This window comes from Microvirga flocculans ATCC BAA-817 (assembly GCF_000518665.1).
Lineage (GTDB): Bacteria > Pseudomonadota > Alphaproteobacteria > Rhizobiales > Beijerinckiaceae > Microvirga > Microvirga flocculans.
In genome coordinates this window covers 251,551-273,439 of record NZ_JAEA01000007.1, presented here as the reverse complement: position 1 = coordinate 273,439, position 21,889 = coordinate 251,551, and the positions used below count along the sequence as shown (strand labels likewise).

The following is a 21,889-nucleotide window of genomic DNA, read 5'->3' as shown; positions in this document are numbered from 1 at the left end:
GGCTTACGGGAGCCCCGGCCGGTCGAACCTGTAGGCGATCTCGGTCACGCCCTGCCCGCGCAGGTCGAAGGATTGCTCCGGTCCGGGACGTCCGCCCAGCGCTTCATAGAACCGGCGCGCGGCGAGATTGTCCTTGAGCACCCACAGGCCGACGGAAGAGCAGCCCTGGGCGAAGAGGTGATCGAGAACGCGGGACATGAGTTCGCGCCCCAGGCCCTGCCGCTTGACCCTGTCGAGCAGGTAGAGGACGAAGATTTCGGCGTCCGTTGCGAGCAGGTCGGGGGCCTTGTCCCGAAGGGGGCCGCCGCGGATGAACCCGACGATCTCACCCGTCTCGGCTTCCGCGACCAGCAGCTTGGCCTGAGGGTCAGGCTGCGCCAGCACCTTCCGCCACATCTGCACACGCTCGTCGACGGACAATCCGGCAAGGGCGTCAGGCGAGAGGAAATCCTTGTAGGTTTCCCTCCATCCCTGGACATGGACCCTGGCGATGCCTTCGATATCGGCTTCGCCGCCCTCCCGGATCAGGATTCTCACGCCGCCGCGTCCCGGATCTTCTCGCGGAACGGATCGGCCGGATAGACGCCGAGAATGCGCAGCTCGCGGGAGAAGAACTCGAGCTCCTCCAGCGCCCGCTTGAGATTGGCGTCCTCCGGATGGCCGTCGACCTCCGCATAGAACTGGGTGGCCAGGAACTCGCCTTCGAGCATGTAGCTCTCGAGCTTCGTCATGTTGATGCCGTTGGTCGCAAAGCCTCCGAGCGCCTTGTAGAGCGCGGCGGGCAGGTTGCGGACGCGGAAGACGAAGGACGTGACGGTCGGGCCTTTTCCGGCAGGCGCCCATTGCGGCGTCCTGGAGAGGATCACGAAGCGCGTGGTGTTGTGGGCCTCGTCCTCGACGTTCTCGGCCAGGACCTTCAGGCCGTAGATTCCGGCCGCCATGGGTGGAGCGAGCGAGGCCCGGGTCGGGTCCTTCGACTCGGACACCTCGCGGGCGGAGCCCGCCGTGTCGCCCGCGACGACGGCCTTGAGCCCGAGCTTGCGGATGATCTTGCGGCACTGGCCCAGCGCATGCACATGGCTGTGGACGCTCTTGATGGTGCCGAGATTGGCTTCAGGGATCGCCATCAGGTGAAAATGGATCGGCAGGAAGTGCTCGCCGACAATGTGCAGCCCCGACGTCGGCAGGAGGTGATGAATGTCGGCCACCCGCCCCGCGATGGAGTTCTCGATCGGGATCATGGCGAGTTCCGCCGTTCCTTCCTTTACGACGGCGAAGGCGTCCTCGAAGGTCGGGCACGGCAGGACCTCCCAATCCGGACGCGCCTCCGAGCAGGCGGTATGCGAATTGGCGCCGCGCTCGCCCTGGAATGAAATGATCTTGCTCATGCTGTCCTCCGAGCCGCGATGATGGCGCGCGCCCTTTCCAGGTCGTGCGGCGTGTCGACGCCGAGGGGCACATCCTCGACGACGACGGCGTCGATGCGCATGCCGGCTTCCAGGGCGCGCAATTGCTCCAGCTTCTCGCGGATTTCAAGCGGAGAGGGTTTCAGCCCCACGAAACGCTGCAGCGCCTTGCGGCGATAGGCGTAAAGGCCGATGTGATGATAGAGCGGCCCGTCCCCGTAAGGCGCGGTCGCGCGGGTGAAGTAGAGCGCCCGGAAGCGGTGGGGAGAGACTTGGCTTCCCACCATTTTCACCACGTTGGGATCGGTCTTTTCCTCCTCGCGTCCGATCAAGGCGACGAGCGTCGCGAGATCGACGGCGGGATCGCTCAGCGGGGCGACGGAGGCCGCGATGGCCCTCGGATCCACCGTAGGTAGGTCGCCCTGGACGTTCACGACCACATCGTGCCTGCCCTCGGGGTCGAGCTTTTCCACAGCCTCGAAAATGCGATCAGAGCCGGAGGCGTGGTCCGCCCGGGTCATGACCGCCTGCCCTCCGGCGCTGGCGACGGCCTCGGCGATGGCGGGGGCATCCGTCGCCACGGCGACCGGCCCGATCCCCGCCTCCATGGCCCGGCGCCAGACATGAACGATCATGGGCTCGCCCCCGATGTCGGCGAGGGGCTTGTTCGGCAGGCGGGTCGCGGCCAGGCGGGCGGGAATGAGAACGAGAGGATCGGACATTGATGGGATCTTCGATGGAAAGCCTGCGCGTCCTTAGCAAGGGCAGCCCTCTTTGTCATGGGCTCCGGCCAGACGGATCCCGGGAGCTCGGCCGACTTTAGGTGTTGCAAACCCGAGCTGCGACCACGAGAACGGCGAAAACTCCCGAAAACCCCATTGTCAAACCCCCTCGACTACGGCTAAGCAACGCCCCGTCGCGGGCGCTCGCCCGCGGATCCTTTCTGCTGCGCTGGTGTCGCCGGTTGTACGAAGGCGAGGAGAGCCAAACCTATGAATATCGAGACGAATAAGATCGCGGGCGCCGTTTTCGCTTCGCTTCTCTTCGTGGTCGGCGTCAACGTCATCGCCGGCGGCCTGTTCGCTCCCCACAAGCCCGCCGTTCCCGGTTACGACCTCCCCTCCCCCGAGGAAGGCGCCGCCGCCGGCGCGGGCCCTGCGGCCGCTGCGGCAGAGCCGCTGCCGGTCCTCCTCGCCAAGGCCGATCCGGCCAAGGGCCAGGCCCAGGCCCGCAAGTGCGCCTCCTGCCACACCTTCGAGAAGGGCGGCCCGAACAAGGTCGGCCCGAATCTCTACGGCGTCGTGGGCCGCCCGGCCGCCTCGCATGAGGGCTTCAACTATTCGGCCGGCATGAAGGCCCATGGCGGCAACTGGACCTACGAGGCGCTGGACGCCTTCATCCACAACCCGAAGCAGGCGGCGCCCGGCACGATCATGGCCTTCGCAGGCCTTGCCGGTGCCCAGGACCGCGCCGATCTCCTGGCCTACCTGCGGACCCTGTCCGACAATCCGGTTGCTTTCCCGGCCGCCCAGTAAGGCGGCAGAACAGCTTCACGTTTCACAGGAGCCGGGCGCGAAGCCCGGCTCTTTTGTTTTTGCGCCGTCCTTACGTTTCGGGCGTTCTCCCTTGCGCTCGCCCCGGCGGGCACAAAAATGTACCCTGCCGACAGACGCCTCATCTTCAGGAGACGCCGTGTGATCCGCTCCCTTCTGCCGGGCCTCCTGGCCGCCTGCCTCGCAATCTCGCCCCTCGCTGCCCAGGACGCGCCCTGGCGGCATGGCGCGGCCCTTCTCGGCGAGCCGAAATATCCTAAAGGCTTCAAGCATTTCGACTACGTGAACCCGGACGCCCCCAAGGGCGGGCTGGTGCGGCTGGGGGCCCAGGGCACCTTCGACAGCTTCAACATCGTGGTGGCGGGCGTGAAGGGCGCGCCGGAGCAGGGCCTGGGCCTGATCTACGAGACGCTCACCACCTCGGCCCTGGACGAGCCGAGCGCCTCCTACGGCCTCCTGGCGGAGGCGTTCGCCTATCCGGACGATTATTCCTCCGTGACCTTCCGCCTGCGTCCCGAGGCGCGCTGGCACGACGGGAAGCCCGTGACGGCCGACGACGTGATCTTCTCCTTCGAGGCGCTCAAGGCCAACAGCCCCACCTACGCCTTCTACTACGCCAACGTCACGAAGGCGGAAAAACTCGGCGAGCGAGAGGTGAGGTTCACCTTCGACGAGAAGGGCAACCGGGAATTGCCGCAGATCATGGGGCAGCTGATCGTGCTGCCGAAGCACTGGTGGGAGGGAACGGCTCCCGACGGACGCAAACGCGACGTCGCGCAGACGACCCTGGAACCGCCATTGGGCTCGGGCCCCTATCGCCTGAAGAGCTTCGAGCCTGGCCGCAACGCCGCTTATGAGCGCGTGAAGGATTACTGGGGCGCTGCCGTCAACGTGAATGTGGGCCAGAACAACTTCGACGAGATCCGTTACGAGTATTACCGCGACGCGACGGTGCTGCTCGAAGCCTTCAAGGCGGACCGGATCGACTTCCGCTCCGAGAACAGCGCGCGCAACTGGGCGGTGGGATACGACTTTCCGGCGCGCACCGAAGGCCGCGTGGTGCTGGAGGAATTCCCGATCCGCGCGAGCGGCGTGATGCAGGCCTTCGTGCTCAATCTGCGCCGCGACAAGTTCAAGGACCCGCGCGTGCGCCGCGCGTTCAATCTCGCCTTTCCCTTCGAGGAGCTGAACAAGACGCTGTTCTACGGACAATACGAACGCGTCGGCAGCTATTTCTCCGGTCTCGAACTGGCTTCGTCCGGCCTGCCGGAAGGCCGGGAGCTGGCCCTGCTCGAATCCATGCGCGACAAGATTCCTCCGGAAGTCTTCACGACACCTTACCGGAACCCGGTCAACGACTCGCCCGAAGCGATCCGCAACAACCTGCGCGAGGCCGACCGCCTCCTCAAGGAAGCGGGATGGGAGATCAAGGACAGGCGCCGGGTCAACGCGAAAGGCGAAACCCTCAGCGTCGAGCTGCTGGCGGACAGCCCCAACGACGAGCGCGTGTTCCTGCCCTACAAGGCATCGCTCGAACGCCTCGGCATTGCGGTCTCCGTGCGCACCGTCGATGAGGCGCAATACATCAACCGCACCCGCTCCTTCGATTTCGACATCGTCACCGGCGTCTGGGGGCAATCCCTCTCGCCCGGCAACGAACAGCGCGAATACTGGGGCTCGCAGGCAGCCGCACGCGAAGGCTCCCGCAACCTCTCCGGCATCGCCGACCCGGCCGTCGACGCCCTGATCGACAATGTGATCTTCGCCAAGGATCGGGAAGAACTCGTGGCGGCGACGAAGGCCCTCGACCGGGTGCTGCTGGCGCATGACTACGTCGTTCCGCAATGGACCTACCGCAAGCAGCGCACCGCGCGCTGGGACCGTTACAGCCATCCCGTGACCATGCCGCGCTACGGCGCGGCGAGCTTCCCGACCATCTGGTGGTACGACGCGGCCAAGGCCGCCAAGACCGGAGCGCCGCGATGACGCGACTGACCCGCCGCAGCATTCTCAAGACCGGCGCAGCGACCGCCGCCCTGTCCGTTCTTCCCAAGATCGGGCGCGCCCAGGACGGCGAAACGGAGGTCCATGGCCTCTCGAGCTTCGGCGAATTGAAATACGCCCCTGACTTCAAGCATTTCGATTACGTGAATCCGGCGGCGCCGAAAGGCGGGACGCTGGCGATCCAGCTCAAGCAGACCTTCGGCAACCAGAATTTCGATACATTCAACACGCTCAACATCTTTGTGCTGAAAGGCGACGGCGCGGCCGGCATGAGCAGCACCTTCGACAGCCTGATGGCGGGCGGCGGCGACGAACCGGATGCGCTCTACGGCCTCGTTGCGAAGAGCGTGCACGTGAGCGCCGACAAACTGACATACCGCTTCTTCCTTCGACCGGAAGCGCGCTTTCACGACGGCTCGCGGCTGACCGCGAAGGACGCGGCGTTCTCCCTGAACATCCTCAAGACGAAGGGGCATCCGCTCTATGCCCAGCTGCTCACGCAGATGGAGTCGGCGGAGGCCGAATCCGACGAGATCCTGCGTGTCCGGCTGACGCCCCGGCGCAGCCGCGACCTGCATCTCGTGATCGCCGGCATGCCGATCTTCTCCGAGCGCGACTGGCAGGGAAAGGACTTCGAGGCCTCGACCCTGGAAGCACCCCTGGGATCGGGCCCCTACAAGGTCGGGCGCTTCGAAGTCGGGCGCTTCATCGAGTTCGAGCGCGTGCCGGATTACTGGGCCAAGGATCTTCCGGTGAATGTGGGCCAGAACAATTTCGACCGCATCCGCTACGAGTATTTCCGCGACCGCACCGTGGCCTTCGAGGCCTTCAAGAACGGCACGCTCAACTACAACGAGGAATACACGTCCCGAATCTGGGCGACGGGATACGACTTTCCCGCCGTGCAGGACGGCCGCGTGAAGAGGGAGGACATCGAGAGCGGCGCTCCCTCCACCATCCAGGGCTGGTACTTCAACACGCGCCGCGACGCGTTCAAGGATCCGCGCATTCGGGAAGCCATCGGTCTCGCCTTCGATTTCGAATGGACCAACACGAACATCATGTTCGGCCTCTACAAGCGCACGACGTCGTTCTTCGAGAACAGCGACATGAAGGCCGTGGGCGCGCCGTCGCCGGAGGAAACGGCGCTGCTGGAGCCGTTCCGTGACAGGCTTCCCGCCTCGGTGTTCGGGGACCCTCCTCTGCCGCCCGTCTCCGACGGCACGGGACAGGACCGGCGCCTGCTGCGCCGCGCGGACGAACTCCTGCGGGAGGCCGGCTGCAAGCGCGAGGGCGGCGTGCTCAAATTGCCGAGCGGTCAGCCGTTCCGCATCGAGTTCCTCGATTTCCAGCCGTCGCTCCAGCCGCATACCCAGCCGTTCCAGGCCAACCTGAAACGGCTCGGCATCGATGCGTTTTCGCGCATCGTGGACGCGGCGCAGTACCAGCGCCGCATGGAGGAATACGACTTCGACATGGCAAGCCGCAATCTCGGCGGCTCGGCGACGCCTGGGGACAGCCTGCGGCTCGTTTACGGTTCGGCAGCCGGAAAGCGGCCAGGATCGCAGAACATCGCCGGAATTAACGATCCCGCTGTCGATGCGCTGGTCGAGACCATTGCCACCGCCAAGTCGCGGCGGGACCTCACCATCGCCTGCCGCGCCCTGGACCGGGTGCTTCGGGCGGGCCATTATTGGGTTCCCATGTGGTACCGGGCCAGCGACTGGATCGCCTACTGGGACGAGTTTTCACGCCCCCAGACCAAGCCACGCTTCGCCTCGGGCGCACCGGGAACCTGGTGGTACGATGCCGAGAAGGCGAAACGGATCGGGCGAGGGTAAGGCTTGAACGGACCGACATCACGCAGCGCCGCTGAGTGGCCGCTTCCGCCCCTGAGGCCGGACGGCGCGGCTCTCTTCGCCCTCGGGCCTGCGGTCCGACGGGGCTTGGTCTTTTTCTCAAGGGCTCTATGCTGCTCGCGACTGCCGCCATCCGGGCGGCGCATATCGGATTCGACCGCATGTTGGGATATGGCTTGAAAGACACCTCCGGCTTCAACGACACCCATCCCGGCCGCATCGGCCGCCAGCCGGCGGGCGCTTGATGCTGGCTTATATCGCGCGTCGTGTCCTGCTCATGATCCCCACCATCCTGGGGATCATGCTGATCTCGTTCGTCCTGGTGCAGTTCGCCCCCGGCGGCCCCGTGGAGCGCATCATCGCCCAGCTTCAGGGCATGGACACGGGCGCCACCGCGCGCATCTCGGGCGGCGGCGGCGACTTCTCGGGGGGAGGCCAACCCCCCGGCGGCGCAGGCGCGGGAGACGCCTCCTCGTCGCGCTATCGCGGCGCGCAGGGCCTCGACCCGCAATTCATCAAGCAACTCGAAGCGCAGTTCGGCTTCGACAAACCGGCCCATGAGCGCTTCCTGAAAATGCTCTGGGACTACGCGCGTTTCGATTTCGGCAGGAGCTATTTCCGCGACATCTCGGTGCTGGAGCTGATCAAGGAGAAGCTTCCCGTTTCGGTCAGTCTCGGCCTCTGGATGACGCTGCTCTCCTACGCCATCTCAATTCCCCTCGGCATCAAGAAGGCTGTGCAGGACGGCTCCTCCTTCGACATCTGGACATCCGCGGTGGTCATCGTCGGCTATGCGATTCCCGGCTTCCTGTTCGCGATCCTCCTGATCGTGCTGTTCGCGGGCGGGTCGTTCTGGCAGGTCTTTCCCTTGCGCGGACTGATCTCGGAAGGCTGGTCCACCCTGCCCTGGTATTGGCAGATCGCCGATTATCTCTGGCACCTCGTGCTGCCGATTACCGCCATGGCGCTCGGCGCCTTCGCCACCTCGACCCTGCTCACGAAGAACTCGTTCCTCGACGAGATCCGCAAGCAATACGTGCTCACCGCACGGATGAAGGGCCTCTCCGAGCGGCAGGTTCTCTACGGCCACGTGTTCCGCAACGCGATGCTCATCGTAATCGCAGGCTTTCCCGGGGCCTTCATCGGCGCATTCTTCGCGGGCGCGCTCCTCATCGAGACGATCTTCTCCCTCGACGGGCTGGGCCTTCTCTCCTTCGAGTCCATCGTAAACCGCGACTATCCGGTGGTCTTCGCCAACCTCTACATCTTCTCCCTGATGGGACTGGCGGTGAACCTCATCTCCGACCTCACCTATACTTGGATCGATCCGCGGATCGACTTCGAAACCCGGGAGGCGTGAGATGAACGAGAACGTTCCGCTCGTCTCCCCCGCATCATCGCCCGTCGCCCCGCCGCTGCCGCGAGAGGGCTTCATCAAGCTCTCGCCGCTCAACCGGAGGAGGCTTCAGAACTTCAAAGCGAACCGGCGCGGCTCCTGGTCGTTTTGGATCTTCATGGTCCTGTTCGTCCTGAGCCTCTTCGCGGAGCTGATCGCCAACGACAGGCCGATCCTCGCCTCCTACAAGGGCGAGCTGCTCTATCCGGCCTTCGTCGATTATCCGGAGGAGAAGTTCGGCGGGTTCCTGGCACAGACCGATTATCGCGACCCGGTGATCGCCAAGGAAATCCAGGGCAACGGCTGGCTGCTCTGGGCGCCGGTCCGCTTCTCCTACAACACGCACAACCTCGACCTTCCCGTTCCGGCCCCCGCGCCGCCGACCTGGATGCTCACCGACGAGCAGTGCCGCCCCATCGCGGAGCGCACCGGCGGAACGGGCTGCAAGGACATCGAGTGGAACTGGCTCGGCACCGACGACCAGGGGCGCGACGTGGTGGCGCGCCTGATCTACGGCTTCCGCATCTCGGTTCTGTTCGGCCTCACGCTCGCAGGGATTTCGTCGATCATCGGCATCCTGGCCGGCGCGGTGCAGGGCTATTACGGCGGCTGGACGGATCTTCTGTTCCAGCGCTTCATCGAGATCTGGACCGCGATTCCCTCGCTCTACCTGCTGATCATCATCTCGGCCGTGATCACCCCGAGCTTCTTCGTGCTGCTCGGCATCCTGCTGCTCTTCTCCTGGGTGTCGCTCGTCGGCGTCGTGCGCGCGGAGTTTCTGCGCGCGCGGAACTTCGAATACGTGCGCGCCGCCAGAGCGCTCGGCCTCTCCAACGCCACCATCATGTTCAAGCACCTGTTGCCCAACGCCATGGTGGCGACGCTCACCTTCATGCCGTTCATCATCAACGGCTCGATCACGACGCTTACCTCCCTCGACTTCCTGGGCTTCGGGCTGCCGCCGGGATCGCCGTCCCTCGGCGAGCTTCTGGCGCAGGGCAAGGCCAACCTGCAGGCGCCGTGGCTCGGCCTTGCGGGCTTCTTCGTGATCGCCCTCATGCTCAGCCTTCTCATCTTCATCGGCGAAGCCGTGCGCGACGCCTTCGATCCGCGGAAGACGTTCCGATGACAGAGCCTCTCCTCTCCGTGCAGGATCTCTCCGTCGCCTTCCGCCAGGGCGAGCGCGACATGCTGGCGGTCGACCGCGTATCGTTCGACGTGATGCCCGGCGAGACGGTGGCGCTGGTAGGCGAGTCGGGATCTGGCAAGTCCGTCACGGCTCTCTCCGCCCTCAAGCTCCTGCCCTATCCTGCCGCGCATCATCCTTCCGGCCGCATTCTCTTCAAGGGCAAGGACCTGATCGCGGCGGACGAGGACGCGATGCGCAAGGTCCGCGGCAACGACATCACCATGGTGTTCCAGGAGCCGATGACCTCGCTCAACCCGCTCCACACCATCGAGCGGCAGGTGGGCGAGATCCTGAAATTGCATCGCGGCTTCTCGGATCGCGAGGCACGCGCCCGCACGCTCGAACTGCTCGATCTGGTCGGGATCCGCGATGCGGAATCGAGACTCGACGCCTATCCACACCAGCTCTCCGGCGGCCAGCGCCAGCGCGTGATGATCGCCATGGCGCTGGCCAACGAGCCGGACCTGTTCATTGCCGACGAGCCGACCACCGCGCTCGACGTGACGGTGCAGGCGCAGATCCTGAAGCTTCTCGCCGAGCTCAAAGGCCGGCTCGGCATGTCCATGCTCTTCATCACGCACGATCTCGGCATCGTGCGGAAGGTGGCCGACCGGGTCTGCGTGATGCTCAAGGGCAAGATCGTCGAGCAGGGAACGGTGGCGGAGGTCTTCGGCAACCCGCAGCACCCCTACACGCAGCAGCTGCTCGCGGCGGAGCCGAAGGGCCGCGCCAATCCCGTGCCCGCGGATGCGCCGACCGTCGTCGAGGCGGGTCCCCTCAAGGTCTGGTTCCCGATCAAGCGCGGCTTCCTGCAAAGAACCGTCGGCCATGTGAAGGCGGTGGACGGCGTGTCCGTGCGCGTGCGCAGAGGCGAGACCGTGGGCGTCGTGGGCGAGTCCGGTTCCGGCAAGACGACCCTAGGACTCGCCATCCTGCGTCTGATACAGTCGGAAGGCCCCGTCGTCTTTCTCGGCAACCGCATCGACGGCTTGCGCTCAAGGGAGATCCGCCCGATGCGCAAGAACCTTCAGGTGGTGTTCCAAGACCCTTACGGCTCGCTCTCCCCGCGCCTTTCGGTGGCCGAGATCGTCGAGGAGGGCCTCCTCGTCCAGAACAGGAGCCTGACCTACGCGCAGCGCCGCGACGTGGTGGCGAAGGCCCTGCACGATGTGGGACTCGATCCCGCCACCATGGACCGCTACCCGCACGAGTTCTCCGGCGGCCAGCGCCAGCGCATCGCCATTGCCCGCGCCATGGCGCTGGAGCCGCAATTCATCATGCTCGACGAGCCCACCTCCGCCCTCGACATGTCGGTGCAGGCGCAGATCGTCGAATTGCTGCGCGATCTCCAGAAGCGCCGCGACCTCGCCTACCTGTTCATCAGCCACGACCTGAAGGTCGTGCGGGCGCTCGCCAACCACGTGGTGGTGATGCAGAACGGCAGGATCGTCGAGGAAGGTTCGGCCGAGAGCATCTTCGCCGCGCCAAAGACGGATTACACCAAGGCGCTCTTCGCCGCCGCCTTCAACCTCGAAACCGCGGCCTCGAACGCGGTCCGGCAGTAGGGGCGCAGGGCCCGGGCTTGAAGAAATCCACAGGCCGAGGCCCCGCATGCGCGGCCCGGAACGCCTCCCGGGCCATGGGAATGCGACCCCTTGCGCCCCAGGGCAACAGGAATGGCAGGCACCCTCGTCACGAAGGACCGTCGCATCTTTTGCCGCAATGACGTATCACTCGTGATTCTCACGGCTTGAAGGATTGGAACGGATGCCTCGCGCTCTTCTCATCGTGCTCGATTCCGTCGGTATCGGCGGGGCGGAAGATGCTGACGCCTATGGAGATGCCGGTGCCGACACGGTCGGGCACATTGCAGAAGCCTGCGCCGAAGGCCGCGGCGACCGGGGCGGCCTTCGGCGGGGGCTGCTCCATCTGCCGCATATGACGGCGCTCGGCCTCGGGCTCGCCTGCGAGGCCTCCACGGGACGCTTGCCGCCGAACCTGGCACCGCAGGGTCCCCTGAAAGGCGCCTGGGGTTACGGCGTCGAGACCTCCAAGGGCAAGGACACGCCCTCGGGCCATTGGGAGATCGCGGGCGTGCCCGTCGCCTTCGACTGGGGCTATTTCCCCAACACGATCCCGAGTTTCCCAGAGGAATTGACGGCAGCGCTCATCGAGCGCGGCAACCTGCCCGGCATTCTCGGCAACAAGCATGCCTCCGGCACCGCCATCATCGACGAGCTGGGCGTGGAGCACATGCGCACGGGCAAGCCCATCGTCTATACCTCCGTCGACAGCGTGCTTCAGATCGCCGCCCACGAGGAGAGCTTCGGCCTGGAGCGGCTCTACGAGCTGTGCCGGATCGGGCGCGAGATCTGCGACGCGTACAGGATCGGCCGCGTGATCGCCCGCCCCTTCGTCGGCTCCCCCGAGACGGGCTTCAAGCGCACCGGCAACCGCAAGGATTTCGCCACGCCGCCGCCCTCGGACACCATTCTCGACACGCTGAACAAGGCGGGGCGCTCCATCGTCACCGTCGGCAAGATCGGCGACATCTTCGCCCACCGCTCGACGGGCCGGGAGGTCAAGCCCAACGGCAACGACGCCTGCCTCTCCGCCGCCATCGACGCCATGAGGGACCTTCCCGATGGCGGCTTCGTCTTCGCGAACCTCGTCGATTTCGACAGCGAGTTCGGCCATCGCCGCGACATTCCCGGCTATGCGGCGGCGCTGGAGGCCTTCGACCGGCGCATCCCGGAGATCGAAGCGGCGCTGAAGAGCGGCGACCTCGTCATCATCACCGCCGACCACGGCAACGACCCCTCCTGGCGCGGCACGGATCACACCCGCGAGCACGCGCCGATCCTGAGCTTCGGGCCGGGGATCGGGCCCGGCACCATCGGGCGGCGGGAGAGCTTTGCCGATATCGGCGCGGCGGTGCTCGCGCATCTGGGCATTTCCCACAAAGGCAAGGGAGCTTCGTGGATTTAAGCTCGCCCCATCCCGGGACTGCGCCGGCGAAATCGGGGATGGCACCGGGACCGTTCGCCCCCGTCCGAACACCCGCAAAGGCCGGATTTCCGCGTCCTCTGCGGGGCCATTGACGCCTTCGCAACTTTGGATCAGTCTTCCATGGGTCGTATGGAGGCTCTCCGACGATCAGTGGGGGAGTCTTCCCGTTCTTGCGTGGAAGATCGTTCATGAGCTCGCCCAACCGCTCGACCCATATCCGGCTCACCTCCCATCCCGAGCCGAATGCAGGCACCATCAAGCACCCGATCCGGTGGGGCGCGAAAGATCCTGCGGAACGCGGGCCGGTGATCGGCACCGTCACCAACCCGTCCGACCGCAACGTGATCGGCGCCCATGGCGGCTCGTATTCGCTCTACCGGGCCCTTGCGATCTCCGCACGGGCGCTGAACCCGCTGGCGCGGCCCGACCTTCACAATACGCATCCCACCGCCGAGGTCGGTCCCCATCCGCAATGGTTCGAGCCGGGCAAGATCGTTTCCATCGACCCCTGGGGCCATCTGGTCGGCGAGGTCTATAAGGACGAGATCGCCAGCGGCCTCGATATCCGCCCCTCCATCGCGGTCACCAAGGCGCGGCTGAACATGCCGGAGATCCTGTCCGCCATGGGCGCGAACAGGCTCAAGGCCGATGGCGGTTTCCTGTACGAGACGGGCGATATCTCGGTGACGAAGATCGCCGTCGATCCCGTCTGGTACCTGCCCGGCATCGCCCAGCGTTTCGGCTGCTCCGAGGGCGAGCTGCGCCGGACCCTGTTCGAGCAGACCGGCGGCATGTTCCCGGAGCTCGTCACGCGGCCCGACATGAGCGTGTTCCTGCCGCCCATCGGAAACATCACGGTCTATGTGGTGGGCGACGTGTCGCGCCTGAGCGATACGAAAACCCGCATCGCCTGCCGCGTCCACGACGAGTGCAACGGTTCCGACGTGTTCGGCTCCGACATCTGCACCTGCCGTCCCTATCTCGTTCACGGCATCGAGGAATGCGTGAAGGAAGCGCAGGCCGGCGGCGTGGGCGTGATCGCCTATAACCGCAAGGAAGGCCGCGCGCTGGGCGAGGTCACCAAGTTCCTCGTCTACAATGCCCGCAAGCGCCAGGAGGGCGGCGATTCCGCCGCCACCTATTTCGAGCGCACGGAATGCGTGGCCGGCGTACAGGATGCGCGCTTCCAGCAGCTCATGCCCGACGTGCTGCACTGGCTCGGCATCCGCCGCATCGACCGGCTCATGTCCATGTCCAACATGAAGTACGACGCCATCACAGGCTCAGGGATCGAGGTGGTGGAGCGCGTGCCGATCCCGCCGGAACTGGTGCCCCCGGATGCGCAGGTGGAGCTGGAAGCGAAGAAGGCCGCCGGCTACTACACGCCGGACGGCGCACCGGATGCCGCCGATCTCGAACGGGTCAAGGGACGCGACCTGGAGCGCTTTTAACCTTTTCGCCAAACGGTCTCGCCCGGGGATGCTGGGCTGCCCGAGACTGTGCTATCGCATGCCGATTGGAGAGCACCGGAGCCCTGCGTGACCGACCAGCCTGACCTGTCATCCGAAACGAAAGCCGCCCGCAGCCTTCTGTCCGCCGCCGCGGTGCGGGCGCGCTCGCACCAGCTCCTCCAGGCGGGCCTCGAAAACAGGCTTGCGCATTTCACGGTCGATACGGCCCGCCTCGCCGCCTGCGCCGAGGAGGTCGTGAAGACCATCCGCGAGGCCTATCCCTCCCTCGATATCCCCTTCCATGCCCGTTGGCGCCATTTCGCCGCCGGAGGGCACGAGCGCTGGGAAGCGGTGATGCAGGGCGCCCCCTGGGAAAGCGCCGCCGACATGGCCCGCGCAGCCTTCGATCTCGCCATCGTCTCTGTCCTGCTCGACGCGGGAGCGGGCGCGCAATGGCGCTACGAAGAGGGACGCACGGGCGAAACCTATGCTCGCTCCGAAGGGCTTGCCGTGGCAAGCTTCGACATGTTCGTGAGCGGCGCCTTTTCCAGCAGGCCGGACGATCCGTTCCGGGTCGATGCGGACGTGCTGATGGCGCTTACGCCCGAGGACCTGGCCTCCGGCTTCCAGGTTTCGGCCGAAAACCCCCTCGTGGGTCTCGAAGGCCGCGCGGCGCTTCTCAACCGCTTGGGGCGCACGGTGGCCACCAACCCGGACATTTTCGGGCAGGTCGACGATCCCCGCCCTGGCGGCCTCTATGACGTGATCGCCGCGACCGCCGAGAACGGCAGCATCGAGGCAACAGCGATCCTGGAGGCCCTGCTCGCCCATCTGGGGCCGATCTGGCCCGGCCGCATCGTCCTCGGCGGGGTCGATCTCGGCGACACCTGGCGCCATCCCCTGGTCGAGGCCCCGGATGCCACGAAGGGGCTGATCCCCTTCCACAAGCTCTCCCAGTGGCTTTCCTATTCCCTGATCGAGCCCCTCGAATGGGCCGGTTTCACCGTGGTCGACATCGACGGCCTCACGGGCCTGCCCGAATACCGCAACGGCGGCCTTTTCCTGGATACGGGCGTTATCGCCCTGAAGGATCCTGCGGACGCCACCCGCGCTCATGCGGTGGATTCGCAGCTCGTGGTGGAATGGCGGGCCTTGACGGTCGCCCTTCTCGACCGCATTGCCGAACCGATCCGCGCGAAGCTAGGATTCGCGGCGGCGGACTTTCCCCTGGCCAAGGTGCTCGAGGGCGGCACCTGGGCAACCGGGCGGAGGCTGGCGAAGGAGAAGCGTGGCGACGGGTCGCCCCCTCTCAGCGTGATCAGCGACGGGACAGTTTTTTAAATGAATCAGCACACGACAATCCAAGAGGGAAAAAAGATGCAGGGCGTCACGGTGGTCGATCATCCGCTGGTTCAGCACAAGCTGACCTTGATGCGGGAGAAGGAGCGCTCGACGAAGGGCTTCCGGCAGCTCCTCAACGAGATCGGGATGCTGCTCTGCTACGAGGTGACCCGCGACCTGCCCGTCGAGCATATCGAGATCGAGACCCCGCTCACCAAAACGCAGGGCGTGCAGATCGCCGGCAAGAAGCTGGTCTTCGCTCCCATCCTGCGAGCGGGCGTAGGCTTCCTGGACGGCATGCTGACCCTCGTGCCCGCCGCGCGCGTGGCCCATATCGGCCTCTACCGCGATCCGGAATCGCTCCAGGCCGTGGAATACTACTTCAAGGCGCCGTCCGACCTCGCCGACCGCATGGTGCTGGTGCTCGACCCGATGCTCGCCACCGCGAACTCGGCGGTGGCCGCCATCGAACGCCTGAAGGAGCGCGGCGCGAAGGACCTGCGCTTCGTCTGCCTTCTCGCCGCACCCGAGGGCATCGAGAGGCTGCGCAGCGCCCATCCGGACGTGCATATCTGGACCGCCTCCATCGACGAGCGCCTCAACGACCACGGCTATATCGTGCCGGGCCTGGGCGATGCCGGCGACCGCATGTACGGAACGCGTTAGCCCCGAAGCGACTTAACCCTGCGCAGCTCTCAGGATGGATCACCGGACTTGCGCTTCATCGTCGCCGACTGGGGAACGACCCGCTTTCGCGGTTATCTGATCGAGAATGAGACCATTCTCGATCAGATTTCGTCGGATGAGGGCGTCTCGACCCTGCGCAAGGGCCAGCATCGCGACATCTTTCTGAAGCATTGCGGGCCTTGGCTCGCCGCGGAGCCCGATGCGCCGGTCATGCTCGTCGGCATGGCGGGAAGCCGCGAGGGCTGGGTCGAGGCGCCTTACGCCTCCTGCCCCGCGGGTCCCGCCGAGATCGCGCAGGCGCTCGTGCCGGTCGAGCTGGCGAACGGGCGCAGGGGCCACGTCATTCCTGGCCTGTTCTGCGAACCCGCGCCTGGGGCGTCGGACGTGATGCGCGGCGAGGAGACCCTGGCGCTGGGCGCGGGCGTCGCGGATGGGCTGATCTGCGCGGCGGGCACGCACCCCAAATGGATCCTCATGCGCGACGGACGCATCGAGCGTTTCGCGACTTTCATGACGGGGGAGATGTATGCGCTTTTGCGCGAGCACTCCATGATCGGGAGGCCCGCGACGGAACCGTCCGATCCGAGAGGCTTCGACATGGGTCTCGATGCGGCGGAGCGCAACAGGGGCGCGAGCGGCGTGGGCCTGCTGCATCTTCTCTTCGGCGCGCGCGCCGCCGTCGTTTCCGGGCATATGGCGAGCACCCTGCTCGCGCCCTACCTCTCGGGTCTCCTCACCGGCGACGAGATCAACGGCGCCCTCTCGCAGTTCGGGCGCCCCTCCTCCGTCACCGTCCTCGCCGATCGGGCGCGCGCTGACCTCTACGCTCACGCCCTCGCACGCCATGGCGTCACGGCAGTGTCGAAAAACCCTCAGCAGGCCCTGATCGCAGGCCTCGCACGAATCGTGCGTCATCATGCTCTGGGATGACAGCACCGCGTTTCATCTTTAGAACTTCGCTCCGAGTGCCTTCAACTTCAGGTCAAAGCCTATGCCCCACGCGCTTCTTGCCACGTCCGCCGAAAACTCGCTTCCGATCTGGCTCGTGACGGAGAACGCGTGGAGCACGGTTTCGGCCCAGCTGCCGAAGGCGGCCCAGGGCTTTGCGAAGGCTCAAGGCTTCGAGGGCAAGGCCGGCAGCCACTGCCTGCTGCCCGATGCGGATGGCAATCTCTCGGGCGTCGCTTTCGGCTTGCCGAACGGGGATGCCAAGCAGCGCGATCCCTTTGCGGTCGGCAAGCTGCCGAGCGTTCTGCCTGATGGAATCTATCGCTTCGAGACGGAAGCGCCGAACCCTGCGCTCGCAACCCTTGCCTGGCTCCTGGGGAGCTACGGCTTCTCCCGCTATCGCAAGCGCCATGAGAAATCCGTGCGCCTCGTGGTACCGAACGGCGTCGATGCGGAGGAGGTGACCCGCATCGCGGATGCCGTCGCAGCAAGCCGCGATCTCGTCAACACGCCGACGAGCGATCTCGGCCCCGACGGGATCGAAGCGGCTGCGCGACGGATTGCGGAACGGCATGGCGCCTCCTTCACCAGCATCGTCGGCGACGATCTTCTCAAGCAGAACTTCCCGATGATCCATGCGGTGGGCCGCGCGTCGGCCACGCCGCCGCGCCTCATCGACTTCACCTGGGGCAAGGCCGATGCGCCGCGCATCACGCTGGTCGGCAAGGGTGTGGCCTTCGATACCGGCGGCCTCGATATCAAGCCCTCGTCCTCCATGCTGCTCATGCGCAAGGACATGGGCGGCGCGGCCGCGACGCTGGCGCTCGCCGACATGATCATGGGCGCGAAGCTTCCGGTACGCTTGCGCGTTCTCATCCCGGCCGTCGAGAATTCGATTTCGAGCAACGCCTTCCGCCCCGGCGATATCCTCGACAGCCGGAAAGGCATCACGGTGGAGATCGGCAATACGGATGCGGAAGGCCGCCTCATTCTGGCCGACGCCCTCGCGCTCGCCGACGAGGAGAGCCCCGACCTGATCGTCGATTTCGCGACGCTCACGGGCGCGGCCCGCGTGGCCCTCGGCCCCGAGCTGCCGCCTTTCTACACGGATGACGATGCGCTCGCCGCGGACATTGCCCGCCACGGCGCGGAACAGAACGACCCCGTCTGGCGCATGCCGCTCTGGTATCCCTACCAGAGCCAGCTCGATTCCAAGTTCGCGGACATGAACAATACCGGCGGGCCCATGGGTGGCTCGATCACCGCCGCCCTGTTCCTGCGTCGCTTCGTCGAGTCCGCGAAGGCGCATGTGCATTTCGACATCTTCGCCTGGAACAGCGCCACCAAGCCGGCCCGGCCTGAGGGCGGTGAGGTCCAGGCGGCCCGGCTGATGTACGCCCTCCTGAAGGAGCGCTACGATCTTTAAGCATAGCGACAGGCATTGCTTGCACCGTTCGCCCGGAGTCCGAATACTTACGGCTCCGAAACGAACAGTGCGGCCATGCCCATCGCGTTGAGCCCTCTCCAGTCCTTGAAACTCTGGCACGACGTCCATCTCGACCTCGTGCACCAGGGCGGCGACCTCTCCTCGCGGCAGATCGCCATTCTGCTCACGATCTACCTGGAGCCGCCCCCGCATACGGTGCGAGGATTGGCCAGGAAGCTCAACGTGACCAAGCCCGTCGTCACCCGCGCTCTGGACACCATCGGCAAGCTCGGCCTCGTCTCCCGCAGGAGAGACGAGGCTGACCGCCGCAATGTCGTCATCCAGCGCACCGTGGCTGGCGCTTTGGCCGTGGAGCGGCTAGGAGACATGATCATGGCCAGAGCCAAGGAATTGCCCCGATGAATTTCGACCGCCGCATCACCCCTGTCCGCGCCGATCTTGCCGATGAGCGCCTGCGCGGTCAGGTGGAGGCCGAGCGTTACACGCCAGGCGCGGTGAAGCGCGTCGTCGCCTCCTTCTCGGCCCTGCACCGTCAGCCCTCCCGCGAAGCGCCCGTGGACACGCAGGCGATCTTCGGGGAAAGCGTGACCGTTTATGACGAGCATGAGGGCTGGGCCTGGGTGCAGCTCCATGGCGACGGCTATGTGGGCTACCTGCCGAGCGCCGCCCTCGACGAACCGGGGATCGAGCCGACCCACAAGGTGCGCGCGGTCCGCACCTTCGTATATCCGGGTCCGAACCTGAAGCTGCCCTATCTGAGCTACCTGACCTTGAATGCGAAGGTCGCCGTCACGGAGAGGCAGGGAGATTACGCGCGCCTCGCCACCGGAGGCTGGGTCTTCGCCCCGCATCTGGACGATCTCGATGCGTTCGAAGACGATTACGTCGGCGTGGCCGAGCGCTTCCTGCACACGCCCTACCTCTGGGGCGGCAAGACGAGCCTCGGCATCGATTGCTCGGGACTGGCGCAGACCGCCCTCACCGCGGCAGGAATCAAGGCTCCGCGCGACAGCGACATGCAGGAGCGCGATTTAGGAACGCCTGTCGAGGTGACGCCGGGCCTGAGCGGCTTGCTGCGCGGCGACCTCGTGTTCTGGAAGGGTCATGTGGGCCTGATGATGGACGAGTCGAACTTCATCCACGCCACGGGCCACAGCATGACCGTCATGATCGAGCCGCTGGCCGTCGCCGAAGAGCGGATCCGCCGCACGAGCTACGGCCCGATCAGTTCGATCAAGCGGCTGGGCTAGAGCATTTTCGGCGAAGTGGACCCGGTTCGCCGTCAAGAAATGCGACACAACAAAGAAGAGAGACGATTCCATCTCAATGGAAACGGCTCTAATATCCGCGCGTCCTGTCCACCAGGTTCTCGAACGGCTTGCCCGCCTCGTGGCGACGGATCTGCTCCGCGATGTAGCGGGCCGTTGCCTCCGGCTCGCTGACGGCCGAGTTGTGCGGCGTGATCGTAACGCGCGGATGCGTCCAGAGCGGGGAATCCTCCGGCAGCGGCTCGGTCTCGAAGACATCGAGCGTCGCCGCCTTCAGGGTGCCGTCGTCGAGGCAGGAGAGGATGTCCACCTCGACCTGCAGCTTGCCGCGCCCCGCATTGATCAGGACCGGCCCGCCGAGCTTGCCGTCCCGCGCGAGTTTCTCGAACAGGGAGCGGTTCAGAATGCCGCGCGTTTCCGGCGTGAGCGGCACGAGGCTGATGAGGATATCGGTTCGGTTCAGGAAGGGCGCGAGCCCCTTCTCGCCCGCATAGACCTCGAATCTTTCGACGGATTTTGCCGTGCGGCTCCAGCCGGCGACATCGAAGCCCATCATCTTCAGCTTGCGGGCGGAATCCTGGCCCAGGACGCCGAAGCCCATGATGCCGACGCGCACATCGCCCGCGATGGGCGGAGACCGGTCGGGATTCCAACGCCTGGCCTTCTGGTCTTCGTCATAGCGGCGCTGGTCGCGCAGATACATGAGGCAGTGCAGCACCATGTATTCGCTCATGCGATGGGTCAGATCGTCCTGCGACACGCGCACGATAGGCACGTCCGGCAGGCCGGGATAGCTCATCAGATGATCGACGCCCGCACCGAGGGAAAAGATCGCCTCGAGATTGGGAAGGCCCGAGAGGCTTCCCGGTTTCGGGCCCCAGGTCGCCACGTAGCGGATGGCATTCCTGTCGAAATCCTCGCCCAGCACGGCGATCTCGCGGCCGGGCAGATGGCGCTTGAAACGCTCCATCCAGGGCTGCGTCTCCCAGGTGACCGCGATGAGAAGGCTCATGCACTCGCTCCGATCCGTTCGAGAATGCTGGGTCCGGGGGAAGCCTTCGCATCGCCGACGGTGTAGGCCGCACGCACGGCGCGCGCGGCCGCCTCGGCTGCATCCTCGCTGCGGGCATGCACGATCGCCAGCGGACGCGCGGCATCGACCGTCTCGCCGATGGCGGCGAGTTGCGTCAGGCCGACCGCGTGATCGATCGGATCCTGCGGGCGCGTGCGCCCGCCGCCCAGCGCAACCACGGCCACGCCCACATCGCGCGTCGCGATGCTCTGCACAATGCCGGACCGTTCCGCGTGAACGGCCTTGACCACCGGAGCCGCCTGCAGGTGCTTGGCATGGTTCTCGATGAAGTCGGAGGGACCGCCGAGGGCGGTGACCATGCGCTGGAACACCTCAGCCGCCTTGCCCGAGGCAATCGCATGCTCGATCTTTGCGCGCGCATCGGCGATGTTCGCCGCCAGCTTGCCGAGCATCAGCATCTCGGCGGAGAGCTCCACCGTCACCTCGTGGAAACGCTTCTCGCGGCGGCGGCCCGTCAAGTAATCGACCGCATAAGCCATCTCGACCGCGTTGCCTGCGGCCGATGCGAGGGGCTCGTTCATGTCGGTGAGGAGCGCGCTCGTGGGCAGGCCCGCACCGTTGGCGACGAGCACGAGGCTCTCGGCGAGCTTGCGCGCATCGGCGGCATTGTCCATGAACGCGCCGGAGCCGAACTTCACGTCCATCACGAGTCCCTGGAGCCCCGCCGCGAGCTTCTTCGAGAGAATGGACGCGGTGATCAGATCGATCGACTCCACCGTCGCCGTCACGTCGCGGATGGCGTAGAGGCGCTTGTCGGCAGGCGCGAGATCCGCCGTCTGGCCGATGATGGCACAGCCGACCTCCCGCGTGACGCGCCGGAACGTGTCGAGATCGGGCTGCGTGACATAGCCCGGAATGGAATCGAACTTGTCGAGGGTGCCGCCCGTATGGCCAAGGCCGCGTCCGGATATCATCGGCACATAGCCGCCGCAGGCCGCAACCGCAGGACCGAGCGCAAGGCTCACCGTATCGCCTACGCCGCCAGTCGAATGCTTATCGAGCACCGGGCCCGGCAGATCCCATGTGAGCACCGTGCCCGAGTTCATCATGGCCCGCGTGAGCGCCACGCGCTCCGGCACGGAAAGGCCCCGGAAGAAGATCGCCATGGCGAAGGAAGCCACCTGGCCCTCGGTGACGCGGCCGGCAGTGAGCCCTTCGATGAACTGCGCGATATGCTCAGGGTCGAGTACGCCGCCATCGCGTTTGCGGCGGATGATTTCCTGCGGAAGAAGGGTCAT

The 21,889-nt window shown here is 65.9% G+C and carries 20 protein-coding genes; 15 read left to right on the top strand and 5 right to left on the bottom strand.

The features are described from left to right. Window positions 1-3 precede the first annotated feature (3 nt). Genes L879_RS0109685 through L879_RS0109675 form a run of 3 tightly spaced genes read right to left on the bottom strand, consistent with a single transcriptional unit; the run spans window position 4 to window position 2,128 of the window. Window positions 4-537, bottom strand: coding sequence for a GNAT family N-acetyltransferase (locus L879_RS0109685; RefSeq protein ID WP_051435190.1), 534 nt, complete (start codon window positions 535-537; stop codon window positions 4-6). After that, entirely contained in the window at window positions 534-1,388 is an 855-nt protein-coding gene (locus L879_RS0109680; RefSeq protein ID WP_027315934.1) for a prephenate dehydratase, read from the bottom strand. The genes L879_RS0109685 and L879_RS0109680 overlap by 4 nt, the downstream gene beginning before the upstream one ends. Further along, entirely contained in the window at window positions 1,385-2,128 is a 744-nt protein-coding gene (locus L879_RS0109675; RefSeq protein WP_027315933.1) for a 3-deoxy-manno-octulosonate cytidylyltransferase, read from the bottom strand. Before L879_RS0109675 ends, L879_RS0109680 begins: the two co-directional genes overlap by 4 nt. Window positions 2,129-2,398: 270 nt before the next feature. On the opposite strand from L879_RS0109675, the gene L879_RS0109670 reads away from it, so the two are divergent. From L879_RS0109670 to L879_RS0109600, 15 genes are all read left to right on the top strand, one after another. Continuing rightward, window positions 2,399-2,941 carry a c-type cytochrome gene (locus L879_RS0109670; protein ID WP_027315932.1) on the top strand — a complete coding sequence of 181 codons (543 nt, stop codon included), beginning with the start codon at window positions 2,399-2,401 and terminating at the stop codon, window positions 2,939-2,941. A gap of 117 nt (window positions 2,942-3,058) precedes the next feature. After that, window positions 3,059-4,945, top strand: a complete 1,887-nt coding sequence (locus L879_RS0109665) for an extracellular solute-binding protein (protein ID WP_035459181.1) — start codon at window positions 3,059-3,061, stop codon at window positions 4,943-4,945. Then, window positions 4,942-6,804, top strand: coding sequence for an extracellular solute-binding protein (locus L879_RS0109660; RefSeq protein WP_027315930.1), 1,863 nt, complete (start codon window positions 4,942-4,944; stop codon window positions 6,802-6,804). Before L879_RS0109665 ends, L879_RS0109660 begins: the two co-directional genes overlap by 4 nt. A 128-nt stretch (window positions 6,805-6,932) precedes the next feature. Further along, window positions 6,933-7,067 (top strand): DUF4260 family protein, encoded by a 135-nt coding sequence (locus L879_RS23205; protein WP_084020877.1) that lies wholly within the window; start codon window positions 6,933-6,935, stop codon window positions 7,065-7,067. Further along, window positions 7,067-8,182: a microcin C ABC transporter permease YejB gene (locus tag L879_RS0109650; RefSeq protein WP_027315929.1), complete on the top strand. Its 1,116-nt coding sequence runs from the start codon at window positions 7,067-7,069 to the stop codon at window positions 8,180-8,182. Before L879_RS23205 ends, L879_RS0109650 begins: the two co-directional genes overlap by 1 nt. A gap of 1 nt (window position 8,183) precedes the next feature. Beyond that, window positions 8,184-9,347: an ABC transporter permease gene (locus L879_RS0109645; RefSeq protein WP_027315928.1), complete on the top strand. Its 1,164-nt coding sequence runs from the start codon at window positions 8,184-8,186 to the stop codon at window positions 9,345-9,347. After that, window positions 9,344-10,972, top strand: coding sequence for an ABC transporter ATP-binding protein (locus L879_RS0109640; protein WP_027315927.1), 1,629 nt, complete (start codon window positions 9,344-9,346; stop codon window positions 10,970-10,972). The genes L879_RS0109645 and L879_RS0109640 overlap by 4 nt, the downstream gene beginning before the upstream one ends. A gap of 202 nt (window positions 10,973-11,174) precedes the next feature. Next, window positions 11,175-12,395, top strand: coding sequence for a phosphopentomutase (locus tag L879_RS0109635; RefSeq protein WP_027315926.1), 1,221 nt, complete (start codon window positions 11,175-11,177; stop codon window positions 12,393-12,395). 209 nt (window positions 12,396-12,604) lie between these two features. Continuing rightward, complete coding sequence (locus L879_RS0109630) at window positions 12,605-13,867, top strand: GTP cyclohydrolase II (RefSeq protein WP_027315925.1); 1,263 nt, start codon at window positions 12,605-12,607, stop codon at window positions 13,865-13,867. Window positions 13,868-13,954: 87 nt separating this feature from the next. Then, window positions 13,955-15,208 (top strand): URC4/urg3 family protein, encoded by a 1,254-nt coding sequence (locus L879_RS0109625; RefSeq protein WP_084020875.1) that lies wholly within the window; start codon window positions 13,955-13,957, stop codon window positions 15,206-15,208. Window positions 15,209-15,244: 36 nt separating this feature from the next. Beyond that, window positions 15,245-15,874, top strand: a complete 630-nt coding sequence (upp, locus tag L879_RS0109620; RefSeq protein WP_027315923.1) for a uracil phosphoribosyltransferase — start codon at window positions 15,245-15,247, stop codon at window positions 15,872-15,874. 48 nt (window positions 15,875-15,922) lie between these two features. Further along, entirely contained in the window at window positions 15,923-16,825 is a 903-nt protein-coding gene (locus L879_RS21105; RefSeq protein WP_051435189.1) for a 2-dehydro-3-deoxygalactonokinase, read from the top strand. A gap of 61 nt (window positions 16,826-16,886) precedes the next feature. Continuing rightward, window positions 16,887-18,269 (top strand): leucyl aminopeptidase family protein, encoded by a 1,383-nt coding sequence (locus tag L879_RS0109610; protein WP_027315922.1) that lies wholly within the window; start codon window positions 16,887-16,889, stop codon window positions 18,267-18,269. Between the two features lie 75 nt (window positions 18,270-18,344). Next, on the top strand, window positions 18,345-18,692 hold the full coding sequence (locus L879_RS0109605) for a MarR family transcriptional regulator (RefSeq protein ID WP_027315921.1): 348 nt from the start codon (window positions 18,345-18,347) through the stop codon (window positions 18,690-18,692). Next, window positions 18,689-19,540 carry a C40 family peptidase gene (locus L879_RS0109600; RefSeq protein ID WP_027315920.1) on the top strand — a complete coding sequence of 284 codons (852 nt, stop codon included), beginning with the start codon at window positions 18,689-18,691 and terminating at the stop codon, window positions 19,538-19,540. Before L879_RS0109605 ends, L879_RS0109600 begins: the two co-directional genes overlap by 4 nt. A gap of 88 nt (window positions 19,541-19,628) precedes the next feature. On the opposite strand, the gene L879_RS0109595 is transcribed toward L879_RS0109600, so the two are convergent. Beyond that, window positions 19,629-20,570: a 2-hydroxyacid dehydrogenase gene (locus L879_RS0109595; protein ID WP_027315919.1), complete on the bottom strand. Its 942-nt coding sequence runs from the start codon at window positions 20,568-20,570 to the stop codon at window positions 19,629-19,631. After that, window positions 20,567-21,889: a thymidine phosphorylase gene (deoA, locus tag L879_RS0109590; protein WP_027315918.1), complete on the bottom strand. Its 1,323-nt coding sequence runs from the start codon at window positions 21,887-21,889 to the stop codon at window positions 20,567-20,569. The genes L879_RS0109595 and deoA overlap by 4 nt, the downstream gene beginning before the upstream one ends.

Bases quoted from the DNA above. Each gene is read 5' to 3' on its own strand.
- L879_RS0109680 (WP_027315934.1), bottom strand. From the start codon at position 1,388: ATGAGCAAGATCATTTCATTCCAGGGCGAGCGCGGCGCCAATTCGCAT.
- L879_RS0109675 (WP_027315933.1), bottom strand. From the start codon at position 2,128: ATGTCCGATCCTCTCGTTCTCATTCCCGCCCGCCTGGCCGCGACCCGC.
- L879_RS0109670 (WP_027315932.1), top strand. From the start codon at position 2,399: ATGAATATCGAGACGAATAAGATCGCGGGCGCCGTTTTCGCTTCGCTT.
- L879_RS0109665 (WP_035459181.1), top strand. From the start codon at position 3,059: ATGTACCCTGCCGACAGACGCCTCATCTTCAGGAGACGCCGTGTGATC.
- L879_RS0109660 (WP_027315930.1), top strand. From the start codon at position 4,942: ATGACGCGACTGACCCGCCGCAGCATTCTCAAGACCGGCGCAGCGACC.
- L879_RS23205 (WP_084020877.1), top strand. From the start codon at position 6,933: ATGCTGCTCGCGACTGCCGCCATCCGGGCGGCGCATATCGGATTCGAC.
- L879_RS0109650 (WP_027315929.1), top strand. From the start codon at position 7,067: ATGCTGGCTTATATCGCGCGTCGTGTCCTGCTCATGATCCCCACCATC.
- L879_RS0109645 (WP_027315928.1), top strand. From the start codon at position 8,184: ATGAACGAGAACGTTCCGCTCGTCTCCCCCGCATCATCGCCCGTCGCC.
- L879_RS0109640 (WP_027315927.1), top strand. From the start codon at position 9,344: ATGACAGAGCCTCTCCTCTCCGTGCAGGATCTCTCCGTCGCCTTCCGC.
- L879_RS0109635 (WP_027315926.1), top strand. From the start codon at position 11,175: ATGCCTCGCGCTCTTCTCATCGTGCTCGATTCCGTCGGTATCGGCGGG.
- L879_RS0109630 (WP_027315925.1), top strand. From the start codon at position 12,605: ATGAGCTCGCCCAACCGCTCGACCCATATCCGGCTCACCTCCCATCCC.
- upp (WP_027315923.1), top strand. From the start codon at position 15,245: ATGCAGGGCGTCACGGTGGTCGATCATCCGCTGGTTCAGCACAAGCTG.
- L879_RS0109610 (WP_027315922.1), top strand. From the start codon at position 16,887: ATGCCCCACGCGCTTCTTGCCACGTCCGCCGAAAACTCGCTTCCGATC.
- L879_RS0109605 (WP_027315921.1), top strand. From the start codon at position 18,345: ATGCCCATCGCGTTGAGCCCTCTCCAGTCCTTGAAACTCTGGCACGAC.
- L879_RS0109600 (WP_027315920.1), top strand. From the start codon at position 18,689: ATGAATTTCGACCGCCGCATCACCCCTGTCCGCGCCGATCTTGCCGAT.
- L879_RS0109595 (WP_027315919.1), bottom strand. From the start codon at position 20,570: ATGAGCCTTCTCATCGCGGTCACCTGGGAGACGCAGCCCTGGATGGAG.
- deoA (WP_027315918.1), bottom strand. From the start codon at position 21,889: ATGACCCTTCTTCCGCAGGAAATCATCCGCCGCAAACGCGATGGCGGC.